At 70.9% G+C, this 16,261-nt stretch carries 19 protein-coding genes and 2 tRNA genes; 14 read left to right on the top strand and 7 right to left on the bottom strand.

The window, feature by feature from the left end; translation table 11 throughout:
• The first annotated feature begins 438 nt into the window (after positions 1–438).
• The 5 genes from SACTE_RS23680 to SACTE_RS23700 all read left to right on the top strand — a co-directional run bounded on the left by SACTE_RS23680 (position 439) and on the right by SACTE_RS23700 (position 3,805).
• Positions 439–1,224 (top strand): fumarylacetoacetate hydrolase family protein, encoded by a 786-nt coding sequence (locus SACTE_RS23680; protein ID WP_014048547.1) that lies wholly within the window; start codon positions 439–441, stop codon positions 1,222–1,224.
• Complete coding sequence (gltX, locus tag SACTE_RS23685; protein WP_014048548.1) at positions 1,217–2,728, top strand: glutamate--tRNA ligase; 1,512 nt, start codon at positions 1,217–1,219, stop codon at positions 2,726–2,728. The genes SACTE_RS23680 and gltX overlap by 8 nt, the downstream gene beginning before the upstream one ends.
• Before the next feature lie 100 nt (positions 2,729–2,828).
• A complete protein-coding gene (locus SACTE_RS23690; protein ID WP_014048549.1) occupies positions 2,829–3,548 on the top strand; it encodes an HAD family hydrolase in 720 nt (239 codons plus the stop codon).
• Positions 3,549–3,633: 85 nt separating this feature from the next.
• Positions 3,634–3,705: transfer RNA gene (locus SACTE_RS23695), tRNA-Gln, on the top strand.
• A gap of 27 nt (positions 3,706–3,732) precedes the next feature.
• Positions 3,733–3,805, top strand: a tRNA-Glu gene (locus SACTE_RS23700).
• A gap of 76 nt (positions 3,806–3,881) precedes the next feature.
• Here SACTE_RS23700 and SACTE_RS23705 read toward each other — a convergent pair.
• Positions 3,882–4,526 (bottom strand): MerR family transcriptional regulator, encoded by a 645-nt coding sequence (locus tag SACTE_RS23705; protein WP_014048550.1) that lies wholly within the window; start codon positions 4,524–4,526, stop codon positions 3,882–3,884.
• Between the two features lie 260 nt (positions 4,527–4,786).
• The gene (gene ndgR / locus SACTE_RS23710; protein WP_014048551.1) at positions 4,787–5,503 is read right to left on the bottom strand and encodes an IclR family transcriptional regulator NdgR; all 717 of its coding nucleotides are present in this window, start codon (positions 5,501–5,503) and stop codon (positions 4,787–4,789) included.
• A 176-nt stretch (positions 5,504–5,679) separates the two neighbouring features.
• Between ndgR and leuC the strand changes: the two genes are divergently transcribed.
• The 4 genes from leuC (at position 5,680) to SACTE_RS23730 (ending at position 8,835) form a co-directional block, all read left to right on the top strand.
• Positions 5,680–7,107 carry a 3-isopropylmalate dehydratase large subunit gene (leuC, locus tag SACTE_RS23715; RefSeq protein WP_014048552.1) on the top strand — a complete coding sequence of 476 codons (1,428 nt, stop codon included), beginning with the start codon at positions 5,680–5,682 and terminating at the stop codon, positions 7,105–7,107.
• Between the two features lie 2 nt (positions 7,108–7,109).
• Positions 7,110–7,703, top strand: coding sequence for a 3-isopropylmalate dehydratase small subunit (leuD, locus tag SACTE_RS23720; RefSeq protein WP_014048553.1), 594 nt, complete (start codon positions 7,110–7,112; stop codon positions 7,701–7,703).
• Positions 7,704–7,807: 104 nt separating this feature from the next.
• A complete protein-coding gene (locus SACTE_RS23725) occupies positions 7,808–8,035 on the top strand; it encodes a hypothetical protein (protein WP_014048554.1) in 228 nt (75 codons plus the stop codon).
• A gap of 143 nt (positions 8,036–8,178) precedes the next feature.
• Positions 8,179–8,835 (top strand): HU family DNA-binding protein, encoded by a 657-nt coding sequence (locus tag SACTE_RS23730; RefSeq protein WP_014048555.1) that lies wholly within the window; start codon positions 8,179–8,181, stop codon positions 8,833–8,835.
• Between the two features lie 85 nt (positions 8,836–8,920).
• Here SACTE_RS23730 and SACTE_RS23735 read toward each other — a convergent pair whose 3' ends face one another.
• Positions 8,921–9,124 (bottom strand): hypothetical protein, encoded by a 204-nt coding sequence (locus SACTE_RS23735; RefSeq protein WP_014048556.1) that lies wholly within the window; start codon positions 9,122–9,124, stop codon positions 8,921–8,923.
• A gap of 45 nt (positions 9,125–9,169) precedes the next feature.
• Positions 9,170–9,871 carry a 2-phospho-L-lactate guanylyltransferase gene (gene cofC, locus SACTE_RS23740; RefSeq protein WP_014048557.1) on the bottom strand — a complete coding sequence of 234 codons (702 nt, stop codon included), beginning with the start codon at positions 9,869–9,871 and terminating at the stop codon, positions 9,170–9,172.
• Positions 9,872–10,019: 148 nt separating this feature from the next.
• On the opposite strand from cofC, the gene SACTE_RS23745 reads away from it, so the two are divergent.
• From SACTE_RS23745 to SACTE_RS23755, 3 genes are all read left to right on the top strand, one after another.
• Positions 10,020–10,772, top strand: coding sequence for a lysophospholipid acyltransferase family protein (locus SACTE_RS23745; protein WP_014048558.1), 753 nt, complete (start codon positions 10,020–10,022; stop codon positions 10,770–10,772).
• A complete protein-coding gene (locus SACTE_RS23750; RefSeq protein WP_014048559.1) occupies positions 10,769–11,779 on the top strand; it encodes an NAD(P)H-dependent glycerol-3-phosphate dehydrogenase in 1,011 nt (336 codons plus the stop codon). The genes SACTE_RS23745 and SACTE_RS23750 overlap by 4 nt, the downstream gene beginning before the upstream one ends.
• A 70-nt stretch (positions 11,780–11,849) precedes the next feature.
• Positions 11,850–13,055: a D-alanine--D-alanine ligase family protein gene (locus SACTE_RS23755; protein ID WP_014048560.1), complete on the top strand. Its 1,206-nt coding sequence runs from the start codon at positions 11,850–11,852 to the stop codon at positions 13,053–13,055.
• Positions 13,056–13,061: 6 nt separating this feature from the next.
• On the opposite strand, the gene SACTE_RS23760 is transcribed toward SACTE_RS23755, so the two are convergent.
• Together SACTE_RS23760 and SACTE_RS23765 are read right to left on the bottom strand one after the other, a co-directional pair.
• Entirely contained in the window at positions 13,062–13,547 is a 486-nt protein-coding gene (locus SACTE_RS23760) for a DUF3515 domain-containing protein (protein WP_014048561.1), read from the bottom strand.
• Between the two features lie 20 nt (positions 13,548–13,567).
• Positions 13,568–13,801: an Lrp/AsnC ligand binding domain-containing protein gene (locus SACTE_RS23765; RefSeq protein ID WP_014048562.1), complete on the bottom strand. Its 234-nt coding sequence runs from the start codon at positions 13,799–13,801 to the stop codon at positions 13,568–13,570.
• A gap of 320 nt (positions 13,802–14,121) precedes the next feature.
• Here SACTE_RS23765 and SACTE_RS23770 point away from each other — a divergent pair, with 320 nt between their 5' ends.
• Together SACTE_RS23770 and thiD are read left to right on the top strand one after the other, a co-directional pair.
• Positions 14,122–15,093: a thiamine-phosphate kinase gene (locus tag SACTE_RS23770; protein ID WP_014048563.1), complete on the top strand. Its 972-nt coding sequence runs from the start codon at positions 14,122–14,124 to the stop codon at positions 15,091–15,093.
• Between the two features lie 10 nt (positions 15,094–15,103).
• Positions 15,104–15,913 (top strand): bifunctional hydroxymethylpyrimidine kinase/phosphomethylpyrimidine kinase, encoded by an 810-nt coding sequence (gene thiD, locus SACTE_RS23775; RefSeq protein WP_014048564.1) that lies wholly within the window; start codon positions 15,104–15,106, stop codon positions 15,911–15,913.
• Between the two features lie 88 nt (positions 15,914–16,001).
• Here the strand turns inward: thiD and rpmB are convergent, their stop codons facing one another.
• Entirely contained in the window at positions 16,002–16,187 is a 186-nt protein-coding gene (gene rpmB / locus SACTE_RS23780; RefSeq protein ID WP_003965989.1) for a 50S ribosomal protein L28, read from the bottom strand.
• Positions 16,188–16,261 lie beyond the last annotated feature (74 nt).

Genomic DNA, 16,261 nt, shown 5'->3' on the forward strand with positions numbered 1-16,261 from the left:
CGTGTGATGAGTGCGTGACAAGCCGTACAGAGCTTTCATGGTCAAACCGGTCGCAAAGGGGCGGATTCCTGAGGGGTGACGCGTGTCCCAGACGGCATGATCGGGAGCGGAATGCGGGATTCAGGCACGCAATGTCCGTTTCGCGACGCGTGAACGATGGCCCGGAATGGGTGCTTTGTCAGCAAGTTCGTGAGCAAACTCACATCATGATCGTCGTCTCACTGCGGCTTCCGTGGGGAATCGGATGTTTAGCCTGACGCTTTGCGCGGGTACCGGATCCGGCCGAACGGCGCCCCCGCGAGGCGGTGTCCGCGCCGCGCCGCCCCGGTGCACGTCCCGCCGCGACCGCCGGACGATCGGCGAGGCGGCGGCCCTCACCCGCGCTAGCCTGGAGCGTCAGTCTTCAGCCAGCCAGCAAGTGAGGGGCGACAGCATCCCGTGCGCATCGCCAGGTTCTCCATCGACGGCAATGTCGCCTTCGGCGCGGTCGAGGGCGAAGGGGACATCGACTCCGGTGACCTCGTCCTCGACATCATCAAGGGCATCCCGTACACCGACTTCGAGCTCTCCGGGACCAAGGTCCCGCTGAACAAGGTCCGGCTGCTGCCCCCCGTGCTCCCCAACAAGGTCGTGGGCATCGGCCGCAACTACGCGGAGCACGCCGCCGAGCTGGGCAACGAGGTACCGGACGTACCCGTCGCCTTCTTCAAGCCCACCACCTCGGTGATCGGCTCCGGCGACGCCGTCGAGTACCCCTCCTTCTCCCAGGAACTGCACCACGAGGCCGAGCTGGCCGTGGTGATCGGCCGTATGTGCCGCGAGGTTCCGCGTGAGCGGGTCAAGGACGTCGTCTTCGGCTACACCTGCGCCAACGACGTCACCGCCCGCGACGTCCAGCGGCGCGAGGCGCAGTGGGCCCGCGCGAAGGGCTTCGACACGTCCTGCCCGCTCGGCCCCTGGGTGGAGACCGACCTCGACCCCGGCAACCTGGCGATCCAGGCCACGGTCAACGGCGAACAGCGCCAGCTCGGCCGTACGAGCGACATGATCCGCTCCGTCGAGGACCTGGTCGTCCACATCACGGAAGCCATGACGCTGCTGCCGGGCGACGTGATCCTCACCGGGACCCCCGCAGGGGTCGGCCCCCTGCACGTCGGCGACGAGGTCGCCGTCACCATCGAAGGCATCGGCACTCTCACCAACAAGGTGATCAAGCGTGGTTAACGCACCCTCCCCCAAGCTCTCGGCTCCGCTCGCACAGGGGGTACCCCCTCGCGTCCGTTTCTGTCCCTCCCCGACCGGCAACCCCCACGTGGGCCTGGTCCGCACCGCCCTGTTCAACTGGGCGTTCGCCCGGCACCACCAGGGCACCCTGGTCTTCCGCATCGAGGACACCGACGCGGCCCGCGACTCCGAGGAGTCGTACGAGCAGCTGCTCGACTCGATGCGCTGGCTCGGGCTCGACTGGGACGAGGGCCCGGAGGTCGGCGGCCCGCACGCCCCGTACCGCCAGTCGCAGCGGACGGACCTGTACAAGGACGTCGCCGCCAAGCTCCTGGACGGCGGCTACGCGTACCCCTGCTACTGCACCACCGAGGAGCTCGACACCCGCCGTGACGCCGCCCGCGCGGCCGGCCGGCCCTCGGGCTACGACGGCCACTGCCGTGAGCTGAGCGACGAGCGGAAGGCCGCGTACGAGGCCGAGGGCCGCACCTCGATCGTGCGCTTCCGGATGCCCGACGAGGCGATCACCTTCACCGACCTGGTCCGCGGCGAGATCACCGTCCAGCCGGAGAACGTCCCGGACTACGGCATCGTCCGCGCCAACGGGGCCCCGCTCTACACGCTGGTCAACCCGGTCGACGACGCCCTGATGGAGATCACCCACGTCCTGCGCGGCGAGGACCTGCTCTCCTCCACCCCGCGCCAGATCGCGCTCTACCGGGCCCTGATCGAGCTGGGCGTCGCCAAGGAGATCCCCGCCTTCGGGCACCTCCCGTACGTCATGGGCGAAGGCAACAAGAAGCTGTCCAAGCGCGACCCGCAGGCCTCCCTCAACCTCTACCGCGAGCGTGGCTTCCTGCCCGAGGGGCTGCTCAACTACCTCTCGCTGCTCGGCTGGTCGATCGCCGAGGACCGCGACATCTTCACCCGCGACGAGCTGGTCGCCGCGTTCGACATCGCGGACGTCAACGCCAACCCGGCCCGCTTCGACCTGAAGAAGTGCGAGCACATCAACGCCGAGCACCTGCGCGCCATGGACGTGAAGGCGTTCACCGAGGCGTGCGGCCCCTGGCTGAAGGCCCCGTTCGCCCCGTGGGCCCCCGAGGCGTTCGACGCGGAGCAGTTCGCCGAGATCGCCCCGCACGCCCAGACGCGTGTGACGGTTCTCTCGGACATCACGGCCAACGTCGACTTCCTCTTCCTGGACGAGCCGGTCGAGGACGAGGCGTCCTGGAACAAGGCCATGAAGGAGGGCTCCGACGCCCTCCTGGTCACGGCCCGTGCCGAACTGCTCGCCGCCGAGTGGAACGCCGAGGCGCTCAAGGCCGCCGTCCTGGCCGCGGGCGAGCAGCACGGCCTCAAGCTCGGCAAGGCGCAGGCCCCGGTCCGCGTCGCCGTCACCGGCCGCACGGTCGGCCTGCCGCTCTTCGAGTCCCTGGAGATCCTGGGCCGCGAGAAGACGATCGCCCGCATCGACGCGGCGCTGGCCAAGCTGGCCGCGTAGCGACGCCCGTACGCGCGCCGGAGGCCGGGGTCCCCCACGGGGGAGTCCCGGCCTCCGGCGTTCCCGGTGGCGGGGCGGCGGGGCGGGGTAGGTTCGCCGCATGGCGATCCGTGCGGTCCTCTGGGACATCGACGACACGATCTTCGACTACTCCGGGGCCGACCGCACCGGCATGCGCGCGCACCTGGAGCGCGAGGGCTTCCCCGAGGGGTACGCCTCCCTGGAGCGGGCCCTCGACGCCTGGAAGGCGATCACGGACGTGCAATGGGCGCGCTTCGCCGCCGGGGAGGTCGATTTCCAGGGACAGCGCCGCGAGCGGGTGCGGGCGTTCCTGGGGCGGTGGCTGAGCGACGGCGAGGCCGACGCGTGGTTCGGCCGGCACGCCGCGCACTACGAGGCCGCCTGGGCGCTCTTCCCGGACGTCCTGCCGGTGCTGGACCGGCTGGCCGGGAGCTTCCGGCACGCCGTCCTGTCCAACTCCAGCATCCACAACCAGGACCGCAAGCTCCGCGCGCTCGGCGTGCGGGACCGCTTCGAGGCCGTGGTGTGCGCGGTGGAGATCGGGGTCTCCAAGCCGGACGCGGCGGCCTTCCACGCGGCCTGCGAGGCCCTGGCCCTCGACCCGCGCGAGGTGGCGTACGTCGGCAACGAACCCGACATCGACGCGGCGGGCGCCGTGGCCGCCGGGCTCACCGGGATCTGGCTCGACCGCGACGGGCGCGGCGGACGCCCCGACCTCGCCCGTATCACCGGCCTGGACGAGCTTCCCGGCCTGCTGGCGGGCGATACCCGTTTTGGAGCGCCGGACACCTTCAGGTAATGTTCTTCCTGCGCCGCCCGAGCGGGCCGAAAGATCCGGCCGGGAAGCGCAGACAGAGACAAAGCCTCCAGGGGTTGCGTTTCAGTGGGCTATGGTGTAATTGGCAACACTACGGTTTCTGGTACCGTCATTCTAGGTTCGAGTCCTGGTAGCCCAGCGCAGTACAGCAGGATCGAAGTACCAAGCCCCCGTTGTGTAGCGGCCTAGCACGCTGCCCTCTCACGGCAGTAGCGCCGGTTCGAATCCGGTCGGGGGTACAACAGAGCAGTTCGGGAAGGCCCTCCACCTCGGTGGGGGGCCTTCCCGCTGTTCCCCGCGACCCCGAGGCACCGCTCACGTGATCCCGTAGCGCTGCGCCGCCTCCTCCGCCTGCGCGAGCCTGCGCAACGAGGACAGCAGCGGTTCGTACAGCACCGCCGACGCCACGGCGGCCTCCACCTGCTCGGCCTCGGTGGGGTACTCCTCCAGCGAGTCCAGGTCCCACACCGCCAGTTCCCGCATGGCGCGGGCCTGTTGGGCGAGGTACTCCACCTCGCAGGGGTGGCCGAGGCGGATCAGGGTGGCCAGCGAGGCCACCAGCGAGCGGTGCGCGGGGGAGAGTTCGCCGATCTCCTGGGTGGTCGTCCAGCCCAGTTCCGTGAACAGCCGGGCCACATCGGCGCGCGCCGTGACCGTCTCCGGGGCGTCCTCGTCCGGTTCGGGCCCGTGCGGCAGCGCCCACAGCGCCGCCCCCAGGCGCATCGTGCGGCCCAGCGAGGCGTCGTCGGCGTGGGCCAGCACCTCGCGGGCGGTGGCCACCGGCAGCCCGCCGACCTGGAGCAGGGCCCGCACCAGGCGCAGCCGGCGCAGATGGCTCTCGTCGTACTCGGCCTGGGTCGCGGTGATCCGGGCGCCGGCGGGAAGGAGCCGCTCGCGCAGGTAGTACTTGATCGTCGCGGTCGACACGCCGCTCCGCTCGCTGAGTTCCGACAGTCGCACGTCCCGCGCCTCTCCTTGCGCCGGCCCTCCGGCCGGTGCCGCCATCCAATCATCGGACGGTCCGGCTCGTGGGCGGCGTCCTGCGCGGGCCGGTGTCGCGGCGGCGGGCCGTCCGGGGAGAAGTCACCGGAGGCGTCCGGGAGGTGGGCACCGGAGGAGAGGCCGCGCAGGGGGACACCGGAAAGGAAAGGACAGGGGCCAAGGGGCCGCCACGGCGCTGGGGCGGTCCGGGAGAAATGAGGGGCGGGGGAGGGGGCGGCTCAGCCCGTGCGGCGCAGGGCCTCGCTCAGCCGCGCGGCCGAGTCGATGACGGCCTGGGCGTGCATCCGGCCCGGGTGGCGGGTCAGCCGCTCGATCGGCCCGGAGACGGAGACCGCCGCGACCACCCGGTTCGACGGGCCCCGCACCGGCGCGGAGACCGAGGCGACGCCCGGTTCGCGCTCACCGATCGACTGGGCCCAGCCACGCCGCCGTACGCCCGAGAGGGCCGTCGCCGTGAACCGGGCGCCCTGCAGGCCCCGGTGCAGACGCTCCGGCTCCTCCCACGCCATCAGGATCTGCGCGGAGGAACCCGCCTTCATGGTGAGCGTGGAGCCGACCGGCACGGTGTCCCGCAGTCCGGACAGCCGTTCCGCCGCCGCCACGCAGATGCGCATGTCGCCCTGGCGTCGGTAGAGCTGGGCGCTCTCGCCGGTGATGTCCCGCAGATGTGTGAGTACGGGTCCCGCCGTCGCCAGGAGGCGGTCCTCGCCGGCCGCGGCGGCGAGCTCCGCCAGCCGCGGGCCGAGAATGAAACGGCCCTGCATGTCCCTCGCCACCATGCGGTGGTGTTCGAGTGCCACGGCCAGACGATGTGCCGTGGGCCGTGCGAGCCCTGTCGCCGCGACCAGTCCGGCGAGGGTGGCCGGACCGGACTCCAGGGCGCTCAATACCAGAGCTGCCTTGTCGAGAACGCCGACGCCGCTAGAGTTGTCCATACGACGATACTCGCGTCTCACTCTGTGAAACGCAAGTTCAATTTTCCCCAGAAGTTGCGAACCTGTACCAGCGGCCTCATCACGGCTCGCAGTCGCCGCCCCGCTCGGGGGTCCGGACGGTGGCGCACCCGAAATCTCTAGTTGGGCCGGCGAGGACGCCGGCCGGAGGGAAAGCGATGGGTAGGACACTCGCGGAGAAGGTCTGGGACGACCACGTCGTCCGGCGCGCGGAGGGCGAGCCCGACCTTCTCTTCATCGATCTGCACCTGCTGCACGAAGTGACCAGCCCGCAGGCGTTCGACGGTCTGCGCCAGGCCGGGCGCCCGGTCCGGCGGCTCGACCTCACCATCGCGACCGAGGACCACAACACCCCGACCCTCGACATCGACAAGCCGATCGCCGACCCGGTCTCCCGCGCCCAGCTGGAGACCCTGCGCAAGAACTGCGCCGACTTCGGTGTGCGGCTGCACCCGCTCGGCGACGTCGAGCAGGGCGTGGTGCACGTGGTGGGCCCGCAGCTGGGTCTGACCCAGCCCGGCACCACGGTCGTCTGCGGCGACTCGCACACCTCCACCCACGGCGCGTTCGGCGCGCTCGCCTTCGGCATCGGCACCAGCCAGGTCGAGCACGTCCTGGCCACCCAGACGCTCCCGATGGCCCGGCCCAGGACCATGGCGATCACCGTCGAGGGCGAACTGCCCGACAGCGTCACCGCCAAGGACCTCATCCTCGCCATCATCGCCCGCATCGGCACCGGCGGGGGCCAGGGGTACATCCTCGAATACCGGGGTTCCGCCATCGAGAAGCTCTCGATGGAGGCCCGGATGACCATCTGCAACATGTCGATCGAGGCCGGTGCCCGCGCGGGCATGATCGCCCCGGACCGGACCACCTTCGACTACCTGCGCGGCCGCGACCACGCGCCGCAGGGCGAGGACTGGGACGCCGCCGTCGCGTACTGGGAGACGCTGCGCACCGACGACGACGCGGTCTTCGACGCCGAGGTCCTCATCGACGCCGCCGAGCTGGCGCCGTTCGTCACCTGGGGCACCAACCCCGGACAGGGCGCGCCGCTGTCGGCGAGCGTCCCCGACCCGGCTTCGTACGAGGACGCATCGGAGCGCTTCGCCGCCGAAAAGGCCCTGGAGTACATGGGGTTGACCGCCGGGCAGCCGCTGCGCGAGATCGGCGTGGACACCGTCTTCGTGGGTTCCTGCACCAACGGCCGCATCGAGGACCTGCGCAACGCGGCCTCGGTGCTGGAAGGCCGCAAAGTCGCCGACGGCGTACGGATGCTGGTCGTCCCGGGCTCCGTCCGGGTCGCCCTGCAGGCCGTCGAGGAGGGGCTGGACAAGGTCTTCACCGCCGCCGGCGCCGAATGGCGGCACGCGGGCTGCTCGATGTGCCTCGGGATGAACCCCGACCAGCTGGCCCCCGGTGAGCGCTCCGCCTCCACCTCCAACCGCAACTTCGAGGGCAGGCAGGGCAAGGGCGGCCGCACCCACCTGGTGTCCCCGCAGGTGGCCGCCGCCACCGCGGTACTGGGCCATCTGGCCTCGCCCGCCGACCTGTCCGACACCCGTACGCCCGCCGGAGTCCGATAGCCATGGAAGCATTCACCGCACACACCGGCCGTGCCGTCCCGCTGCGCCGCAGCAACGTCGACACCGACCAGATCATCCCCGCGCACTGGCTGAAGAAGGTCACCCGCGACGGCTTCGAGGACGGCCTCTTCGAAGCCTGGCGCAAGGACGAGAACTTCGTCCTCAACCGCCCGGAGCGCAGCGGTGCCACGGTCCTGGTGGCCGGCCCCGACTTCGGTACCGGATCGTCCCGCGAACACGCCGTCTGGGCCCTGCAGAACTTCGGCTTCAAGGCCGTCATCTCCTCCCGGTTCGCCGACATCTTCCGCGGCAACTCGCTGAAGAACGGCCTGCTGACCGTGGTACTGGACCAGGAGGTCGTCGACCGGCTCTGGGAGCTGACGGAGGCGGACCCGACCGCCGAGGTCACCGTGGACCTGGAGAAGCGACAGGTCCTCGCGGCCGGTGTCACCGCCGACTTCGAGCTCGACGAGAACGCCCGCTGGCGCCTGCTCAACGGCCTCGACGACATCAGCCTCACCCTTCAGAACGAAGCGGACATCGCCGCCTACGAGGCGGCCCGTCCGTCCTTCAAACCGCAGACGATCCAGGCCTGATCAGCGCTTTTCCAGAACTGCGCCCCCTGCCTCCCGGCAGGGGGCGCAGTCGCTTGTTGAGACCCCCTCGGGCGACAACTCGCCCCAGATGGCACAATCGGTGCATGGAACGCGACAGCCAACTCGAGCTCTATGGCCTCGTCGCCGACCGATTGAAGGAAGCGCACGCACGCGTGCGTGCACTGCAAGTCCCGGAGGGCGTACGGATGGCGCTCTCCCGGAAGCTGCTGGTCGTCACGGCCGCGGCTAAGCACGATCTCCCGGGCGCGGCAAGGCGTCTGGACCGGTTGATGAAGGACCTCGATGAGGGCCGATTCCCCGAAGGTGACTGACTCCGCGGAACAGCGCGGCGGTCGACTTCGTTGCGGCACTAGGGTGATTAGCCCGTTTCGTGTTTGATTTGCGGTATATATCTGCCTAACGTGCGAAAACGCCTGAACAGTTTCGTTCCGGCAATGTCTCCGAAGGGGAAGACGTGAACAAGGCGCAGCTCGTAGAAGCGATTGCCGACAAGGTCGGCGGCCGGCAGCAGGCCGCCGACGCCGTCGACGTGGTGCTCGACGCGATCGTCCGTGCGGTCGTCGCGGGGGACCGGGTCTCGGTCACCGGCTTCGGCTCGTTCGAGAAGGTCGACCGCCCGGCCCGCTACGCCCGCAACCCGCAGACGGGCGAGCGCGTACGGGTCAAGAAGACCTCCGTGCCCCGCTTCCGCGCGGGCCAGGGGTTCAAGGACCTGGTGAGCGGCTCCAAGAAGCTCCCCAAGGGCGGCGAGGTCTCCGTCAAGAAGGCGCCCAAGGGCAGCCTCTCGGGCGGTTCTTCCACCCGCACGACGGCCAAGGCGGCCGCGAAGAAGGCCACCGCCAAGAAGGCCACGGCACGCAAGACCACCGCTGCGGCGAAGAAGGCCACCCCCGCCGCCAAGAAGACCACGGCGAAGAAGACCGCCCCGGCGGCCAAGAAGACCACCGCCACGGCGAAGAAGACCGCCCCGGCGAAGAAGGCGACCGCCACCAAGAAGGCGACCGCCACCAAGACCGCGCCCGCCAAGAAGACCACGGCGAAGACGGCTCCCGCCAAGAAGACCACCGCCCGTAAGACGGCCGCCAAGAAGGCCACCACCCGCAAGAAGTGAGACCGGGCAGGCACCGCTCGTAGCTCGAAACGCGCCGGGCCGGGCTCCCCTCGGGGAGCCCGGCCCGCGGGCTGTCACCGCCCGTTCAGAACGTCTGCAGGGTCACCAGCGTGATGCGCAGCGACGCGCCCGCGCCCTCGGTCTCGATCCGCACCCGCTGGCCCGGGCGCAACAGCCGCAGGCCGCCCGCGTCGAAGGCCGGTGCGTCGAAGTCGACCGGGGTGCCGTCGTCCAGCAGGACACTGCCGGACCGGGTCGCGGAGTCGTACGTGAACGAGGTCGCCTGCATGGGCCCAGCCTAAGGGCTTTCCCGCCCGGCACGACGGGACAGGTCTCAGGGGCCGTCCGGCGCCGACCGGTCCTGGACCTCCGCGGCCGGCGCGGGGCGCAGGGCGGCGGTCCAGCGCCCCACCCCCAGCTCCAGCGCCACCCGCAGATCCTCCCCGGTGTCGACGTCCCTGCGGACCGAGTCGACACCGGCTGCCGGGATCTCCACCGCGCCCGACGCCCGGTGCCGCGCCCGGGAAGCGCCACCGAAGGCCGGCCGCAATTCCACGCCCGGGGCGGCGGAAAGAAATGTCGTGCCGATTCCCTGGGCATCGGTGACAAACGCACGGGGAAAAGCGGCGGCACGATCGAGAACGCGAGCGAGTTCTTCCGGGCGCAGTGCGGGCAGATCCGCGTTGAGCGCGGCCACCGCCGCGGCCGGGCGCCGGGCACGCACCGACCGCGCGCCGTGCTCCAGCGCGGCGTTGAGCCCCGCCGCCGGAACGTCCGCCACCGCACGGGCGCCGAGCGCGGTCAGCGCCGCCGACGCCACCGGATCGTCCGTGACGACCACCACATCGCGCACCGCCGGGCAGGACAGCGCGGCGGACACCGTGTCCTGTGCGAACGCCAGTGCCAGCCGCGCCCGATCGCCGCCGACCGCCCGCCCCAGCCTGCTCTTGGCGCGGGCGAGCGGTTTCAACGGGACGACCAGGGACCAGGAGCCGGTCGGGTCGGTGTTCGTGGCGATCTCCCCCTCCGTACGCATCAGGACTTATTCTCGCCTGCCGGTACGACGGCCCGCCGGTCCGCCCCGGCGGGCGAGGCGTACGGTGTTCTCCACACAGCAGGGGCCCGGGCCGGCACAGCACCGCCGCGAACCGGGCAGAGACCCGGCCCTAGAGGAAGGCGTTCGAGTGTCCCGCCGCAGAATCGGCTTCTGGTACCGCCTGGCGGCGGTCATCGCAAAACCACCCCTGGTGGTTCTGTTCAAGCGCGACTGGCGGGGAATGGAACACATTCCGGCCGATGGCGGATTCATCACCGCGGTCAATCACAACTCGTATCTCGACCCGCTTTCGTACGCGCATTACCAGTACAACACCGGAAGGGTGCCGCGGCTTCTCGCGAAGGCCGGGCTGTTCCGGGCGCCTTTCGTCGGAATGATGCTGCGGGGCACCGGCCAGATCCCCGTCTACCGCGAGACGACCAACGCGCTGGACGCATTCCGCGCCGCCGTGGCCGCCATCGAACGCGGCGAATGCGTGGCGTTCTATCCCGAGGGCACTTTGACCCGCGACCCCGACATGTGGCCGATGGCCGGCAAGACCGGCGCGGCCCGCGTCGCCCTGATGACCAAGGCGCCGGTCATTCCCGTCGCCCAGTGGGGCGCCAACCTCGCGATGCCGCCCTACGCCAAGGAGAACAAGCTCCGGCTGTTCCCCCGCAAGACCCTGCGGGTGCAGGCCGGCCCCCCGGTCGACCTGTCCCGCTTCTACAACCTCGAACCCACCCCCGACGTCCTGCGGCAGGCCACCGAGGTCATCATGGCCGCGATCACCGCGCAGCTGGAGGACGTACGCGGCGAGAAGGCACCCGCCGAGCTCTACGATCACCGCAAGGCCCGTGCTGAACAGCGGCGCAAGGCAGAGGGAAAGGGATCCACGTGACGCACCCCGCGAAGGCAGCCGTCTTCGGAACCGGCTCTTGGGGTACGGCCTTCGGCATGATCCTCGCCGACGCCGGCTGCGACGTCACCCTCTGGGCGCGCCGCGCCGACGTCGTCGACACGGTCAACCGGACCCGCACCAACCCGGACTACCTGCCGGGAATCGAACTGCCCGCCTCGGTCCGGGCCACCACCGACCCCGCAGAGGCGCTGCGCGGCGCCGACTTCGCGGTCCTGGCCGTGCCGTCGCAGACCCTGCGCGCGAATCTCGCGGCCTGGGCGCCGCACCTGGAGCCCGGCACCGTCCTCGTCTCCCTCATGAAGGGCGTCGAACTCGGCACCGCCAAGCGGATGAGCGAGGTCGTCGCGGACGTGACCGGCGTGGGCCCGGACCGCGTCGCCGTCGTCACCGGTCCCAACCTCGCCAAGGAGATCGCCGAACGCCGGCCCGCCGCCGCCGTCGTCGCCTGCTCCGACGAGGCCGTGGCCCAGCGGCTCCAGGCCGCCTGCCACACCCCGTACTTCCGCCCGTACACCAACACCGACGTCATCGGCTGCGAACTCGGCGGCGCCGTCAAGAACGTCATCGGTCTCGCCGTGGGCATCGCCGACGGCATGGGCCTGGGCGACAACGCCAAGGGCTCGCTCATCACCCGCGGCCTCGCCGAGACCACCCGGCTGGGCCTGGCGATGGGCGCCGACCCGCTGACCTTCTCCGGACTGGCAGGACTCGGCGACCTGGTGGCCACCTGCTCCTCGCCGCTCTCGCGCAACCACACCTTCGGCACCAACCTCGGCCGCGGGATGACGCTCCAGGAGACCGTCGCCGTCACCAAGCAGACCGCCGAAGGCGTCAAGTCCTGCCAGTCGGTGCTGGATCTGGCGCGCAGGCACGCCGTCGACATGCCGCTCACCGAGACGGTCGTCGGGATCGTCCACGAGGGCAAGCCCCCGCTGGTCGCCCTGAAGGAGCTGATGTCACGCAGCGCCAAGCCCGAGCGGCGCTGAGCACGGACGTGCCCGTCCCGAGGGCCTGATCCGCCGGACAGGACCTACCAGCAGGTACCCTCAACGCGATATGAGCAGCGAGAACCTCCCCCAGAGCCCTGAGAGCCCCGTCGGAGCCGGACAGAGCCCCGCGAGCTCCGGACAGAGCTCCGAACAGCGCCGCAAGCCGCGCGTGGCCGTCGTGTTCGGCGGCCGGAGCTCCGAACACGGCATCTCGGTCGTCACGGCCGGCGCCGTGATGAGCGCCCTCGACCGGACCAAGTACGACGTCCTGCCGATCGGCATCACCCGGGACGGACGATGGGCCCTGACGGCCGACGACCCGGCCCGCATGGCCATCTCCGACCGGCAGGTCCCCGACGTGGACCGGCTCGCTCAGTCCGCGGAGGGGGCCGTGACGCTGTCCGTCGACCCCGGCAACCGCGACGTCGTCGTCGGCGAACCCGGCGCGGTGCCCACGGTGCTGGGCGAGGTCGACGTCGTCTTCCCCATGCTGCACGGGCCCTACGGCGAGGACGGCACCCTCCAGGGATTCCTGGAGCTCTCCGGCGTCCCCTACGTCGGCGCCGGGGTCCTGGCCTCGGCCGTGGGCCAGGACAAGGAGTACATGAAGCGGGTGTTCACCTCCTTCGGGCTGCCGGTCGGCCCGTACGAGGTCGTCCGCCCCCGCGAGTGGGAGTCGGACCGCCCCGCCGCCCGCAAGCGCATCATGGAGTTCGCCGCCGAACACGGCTGGCCGCTCTTCGTCAAGCCCGCCCGCGGCGGCTCGTCCATGGGCATCACCAAGGTCGACGACCCCTCCGGCCTGGACGAGGCGATCGAGGAGGCCCGCCGCCACGACCCCAAGTTCCTGGTGGAGTCGCTGCTGCGGGGCCGGGAGATCGAGTGCGGCGTGCTGGAGTTCGAGGACGGCCCGCGCGCCAGCGTGCCCGCCGAGATCCCGCCGGTCACCGCGCACGACTTCTACGACTTCGAGGCCAAGTACATCGACTCGGCGGCCGGACTGGTCCCCGCGCCGCTCACCGAGGAGCAGACCGCCGAGGTGCGCCGGCTCGCCGTCGACGCCTTCGAGGCCGCCTCCTGCGAAGGCCTGGTGCGCGCCGACTTCTTCCTCACCGAGGACGGCACGTTCGTCATCAACGAGATCAACACGATGCCCGGGTTCACCCCGATCTCCATGTACCCGCGGATGTGGCAGGAGAGCGGCGTCAGCTACCCGGAGCTGGTGGACCGGCTGATCCAGGCGGCGCTGAACCGCTCCACCGGACTGCGCTGAGGCGCCTCACAGGCTCTCGGGAACCGTCCGGGCGACCGGGCCGGCGAACGCAGACAGCGGGGTGATGTCATGGGCGTACCGCGTCCCGAGCGTCACCTCGACATACGCCTTGCGGTAGGTGGTCGTGAACCGCGGACCGGCGTCATCCGGCTGCTCCAGCAGCCAGTTGACGCCGTCCGCGTCGATCCCCTTGGACTGGGCATCGTCCATCTTCGCGGGCCGGGGGACGCCGCAGCGCAGTACGATCGCCCCGTCCCCCCATCCGGCGGTCAGCGCCGAGTCCGGTTCGGGGTCGGTCCGTTCCAGGTCGTCGACGGTCTTCGGCAACTCCTTGTGCAGCGCCTCGCAGTACGCGGCGGCCTCGGACGACGGCGTGGGAACCGTGACCGAGGGCCGGCCGCCACCGGCGGAACAGCCCGCCGCGGCCACGACGGCCAGGGCGACGGACGGGACGAGGCGTGCGGAACGGGACCGGCGGCGGATAGGCGTCACCGGACCAGCGTAGACGGGGGTCAGAGGTGCACGATGGGGCAGGTCAGGGTCCGGGTGATGCCTTCCACCTGCTGGACCTTGGCGACCACCATGCGGCCGAGCGCGTCGACCGTGTCGGACTGCGCGCGCACGATCACGTCGTAGGGACCTGTCACGTCCTCTGCCTGGATCACTCCCGGAAGTTTCGCGATGGTCTCGGCGACGGTCGACGCCTTGCCCACCTCGGTCTGAATGAGGATGTACGCCTGTACCACGGAACCTCCAGGGCGGCCACGAGGATCATGTGGGGGAAAGGGACGCCACGTTATCGCGTCACCGCGTGCCACGGGGAGACCTACGGGCCGGCCGGCACCCGGGGCGTGGCGTACGGACCGCGGAAGTTGACGTATCACTTGACGGTACCGACAGCAGTGAGGGCTCGCGACCGCAAGCCCGGTGGAGCAGAGGAGGGACAGCGGTGCCCTTACGTCCCGGGGCCGCCCGCACCCGCCGAAGGCCCGCCCGGGGTCCGGGCCTCCGGCCGCTGCAGCAGCCCGGACAGATCTCCGGTGCGATACATGAGAGGTGAGACTCGGTGAAGGGAACCGTGGGCGAGTTGGGGGAGTTCGGGCTCATCAGAGAGCTCACTTCCCGGCTCACCACCACTCCGGCGGTACGGCTGGGACCGGGCGACGACGCCGCGGTCGTGGCCGCCCCCGACCGCAGGGTCGTGGCCAGTACGGACATCCTGCTGGAGGGCCGGCACTTCCGCCGCGACTGGTCGACGGCGTACGACGTCGGCCGCAAGGCCGCGGCACAGAACCTCGCCGACATCGCGGCCATGGGCGCGGTGCCGACGGCACTGCTCCTGGGCCTCGTCGTCCCCGCCGACCTCCCGGTCACCTGGGCCGCCGAGCTGATGGACGGGCTGCGGGACGAATGCCAGGTCGCCGGTGCGGCCGTGGTCGGCGGGGACGTCGTCGGCGGCGACACGATCACCGTCTCGATCACCGCGCTCGGAGACCTGCGCAACCACGAACCCGTCACCCGGTCCGGCGCCCGGCCCGGCGACGTCGTGGCCGTCACCGGCTGGCTCGGCTGGTCGGCCGCCGGATTCGCCGTGCTCTCCCGGGGCTTCCGCTCGCCGCGCGCCTTCGTGGAGGCCCACCGGCGCCCCGAACCGCCGTACCACGCGGGCCCCGCGGCCGCCGGACTGGGCGCCACCGCCATGACCGACGTCAGCGACGGACTCGTCGCCGACCTCGGTCACATCGCCGAGGCCAGCAAGGTCCGGATCGACCTGCGGTCAGGGCTCATCGACATCCCCTCGCAGATGTCCGACATCGGCCAGGCCGTCGGCGTCGACCCGTTGCAATGGGTGCTCACCGGGGGAGAGGACCACGCGATCGTGGCGACGTTCCCGCCGGACGTGAAGCTCCCGGCCCGCTGGAGGGTGATCGGCGAAGTCCTCAACCCCTCGGCGCTGCCCCAGGTCACGGTCGACGGGGCGCCCTGGACGAGCAAGGGCGGCTGGGACCATTTCGGGTCCATCGAGGACGCCCAGTAGATTCCGGTCCATGACCGTATCGACAGCTGTACCGCCCCGCGTGCTCACCGTCGCCGGATCGGACTCCGGCGGCGGTGCCGGCATCCAGGCCGACCTGAAGACGATGCTGGCCCTCGGCACGCACGGCATGAGCGTGCTGACCGCGGTGACCGCCCAGAACTCGCTGGGCGTGCAGGGCGCCTGGGAACTCCCCGTCGAAGCCGTACGGGCCCAGTACCGCAGTGTGGTGGACGACATAGGCGTGCAGGCCGTGAAGACCGGCATGCTCTCCTCGACCGCGCTCGTGGAGACCGTCGCCGCGCTCCTCGCGGACACCGGCGCCCCCGTGGTCGTCGACCCGGTCGGCGTCTCGAAGCACGGGGACGCGCTGCTCGCCGCCGAGGCCCTCGAATCCGTCCGCACGAAGCTGCTGCCCGTCGCCACGGTGGCCACCCCGAACCTCGACGAGGTGACCCAGCTCACCGGCCTCACCGTCACCGACGAACCGGGCATGCGGAAGGCCGCCGACCGGATCCTCGCCCACGGGCCGCGCTGGGTCGTCGTCAAGGGCGGCCACCTCCCCGGCGAGGCCGTGGACCTGCTCACGGACGGCAGCGAGGAACACTGGTTCCGCGCCCCCCGGCACGACAACCGCCACACCCACGGCACCGGCTGCACCCTGGCCTCCGCCATCGCCTGCCTGCTCGCCAGGGGAGAGGACGTGCCGAGCGCCGTACGGGGCGCCAAGGAGTACGTCACCGGCGCGATCCGGGCCGGATTCGCGCTGGGCGCCGGGATCGGACCCGTCCACCACGGCTGGGCGACGCGCGCCACCGTCTGACCCTCCCCGGACGGGGACAGCAAAAAGCCGGTCCACCGAGATGGACCGGCTTTTCGGGCAACCGGAAGGCTGCGCTACGACGGGAACGTCAGCGCGCGACCTTGCCGGCCTTGATGCACGAGGTGCAGACGTTGAGCCGCTTCGGCGTCCGACCGACCACGGCACGCACGCGCTGGATGTTGGGATTCCAGCGACGGGACGTACGGCGGTGCGAGTGCGAAATGCTGTTGCCGAAGCTCGGCCCCTTGCCGCAAACGTCGCAGTTGGCAGCCACGGGTCACTCCAAAGACTTCAGATGCACTTACAGTGAATTCCGGCGCGCCGGAATCATTTTACTGAAGTGGCGGT

Source organism: Streptomyces sp. SirexAA-E (genome assembly GCF_000177195.2).
Lineage (GTDB): Bacteria > Actinomycetota > Actinomycetes > Streptomycetales > Streptomycetaceae > Streptomyces > Streptomyces flavovirens.

Coding starts and splice junctions, on each gene's coding strand:
- SACTE_RS23690 (WP_014048549.1), top strand. CDS start 2,829: ATGGCGATCCGTGCGGTCCTCTGGGACATCGACGACACGATCTTCGAC.
- ndgR (WP_014048551.1), bottom strand. CDS start 5,503: ATGGACAACTCTAGCGGCGTCGGCGTTCTCGACAAGGCAGCTCTGGTA.
- leuC (WP_014048552.1), top strand. CDS start 5,680: ATGGGTAGGACACTCGCGGAGAAGGTCTGGGACGACCACGTCGTCCGG.
- leuD (WP_014048553.1), top strand. CDS start 7,110: ATGGAAGCATTCACCGCACACACCGGCCGTGCCGTCCCGCTGCGCCGC.
- SACTE_RS23725 (WP_014048554.1), top strand. CDS start 7,808: ATGGAACGCGACAGCCAACTCGAGCTCTATGGCCTCGTCGCCGACCGA.
- SACTE_RS23735 (WP_014048556.1), bottom strand. CDS start 9,124: ATGCAGGCGACCTCGTTCACGTACGACTCCGCGACCCGGTCCGGCAGT.
- cofC (WP_014048557.1), bottom strand. CDS start 9,871: ATGCGTACGGAGGGGGAGATCGCCACGAACACCGACCCGACCGGCTCC.
- SACTE_RS23755 (WP_014048560.1), top strand. CDS start 11,850: ATGAGCAGCGAGAACCTCCCCCAGAGCCCTGAGAGCCCCGTCGGAGCC.
- thiD (WP_014048564.1), top strand. CDS start 15,104: ATGACCGTATCGACAGCTGTACCGCCCCGCGTGCTCACCGTCGCCGGA.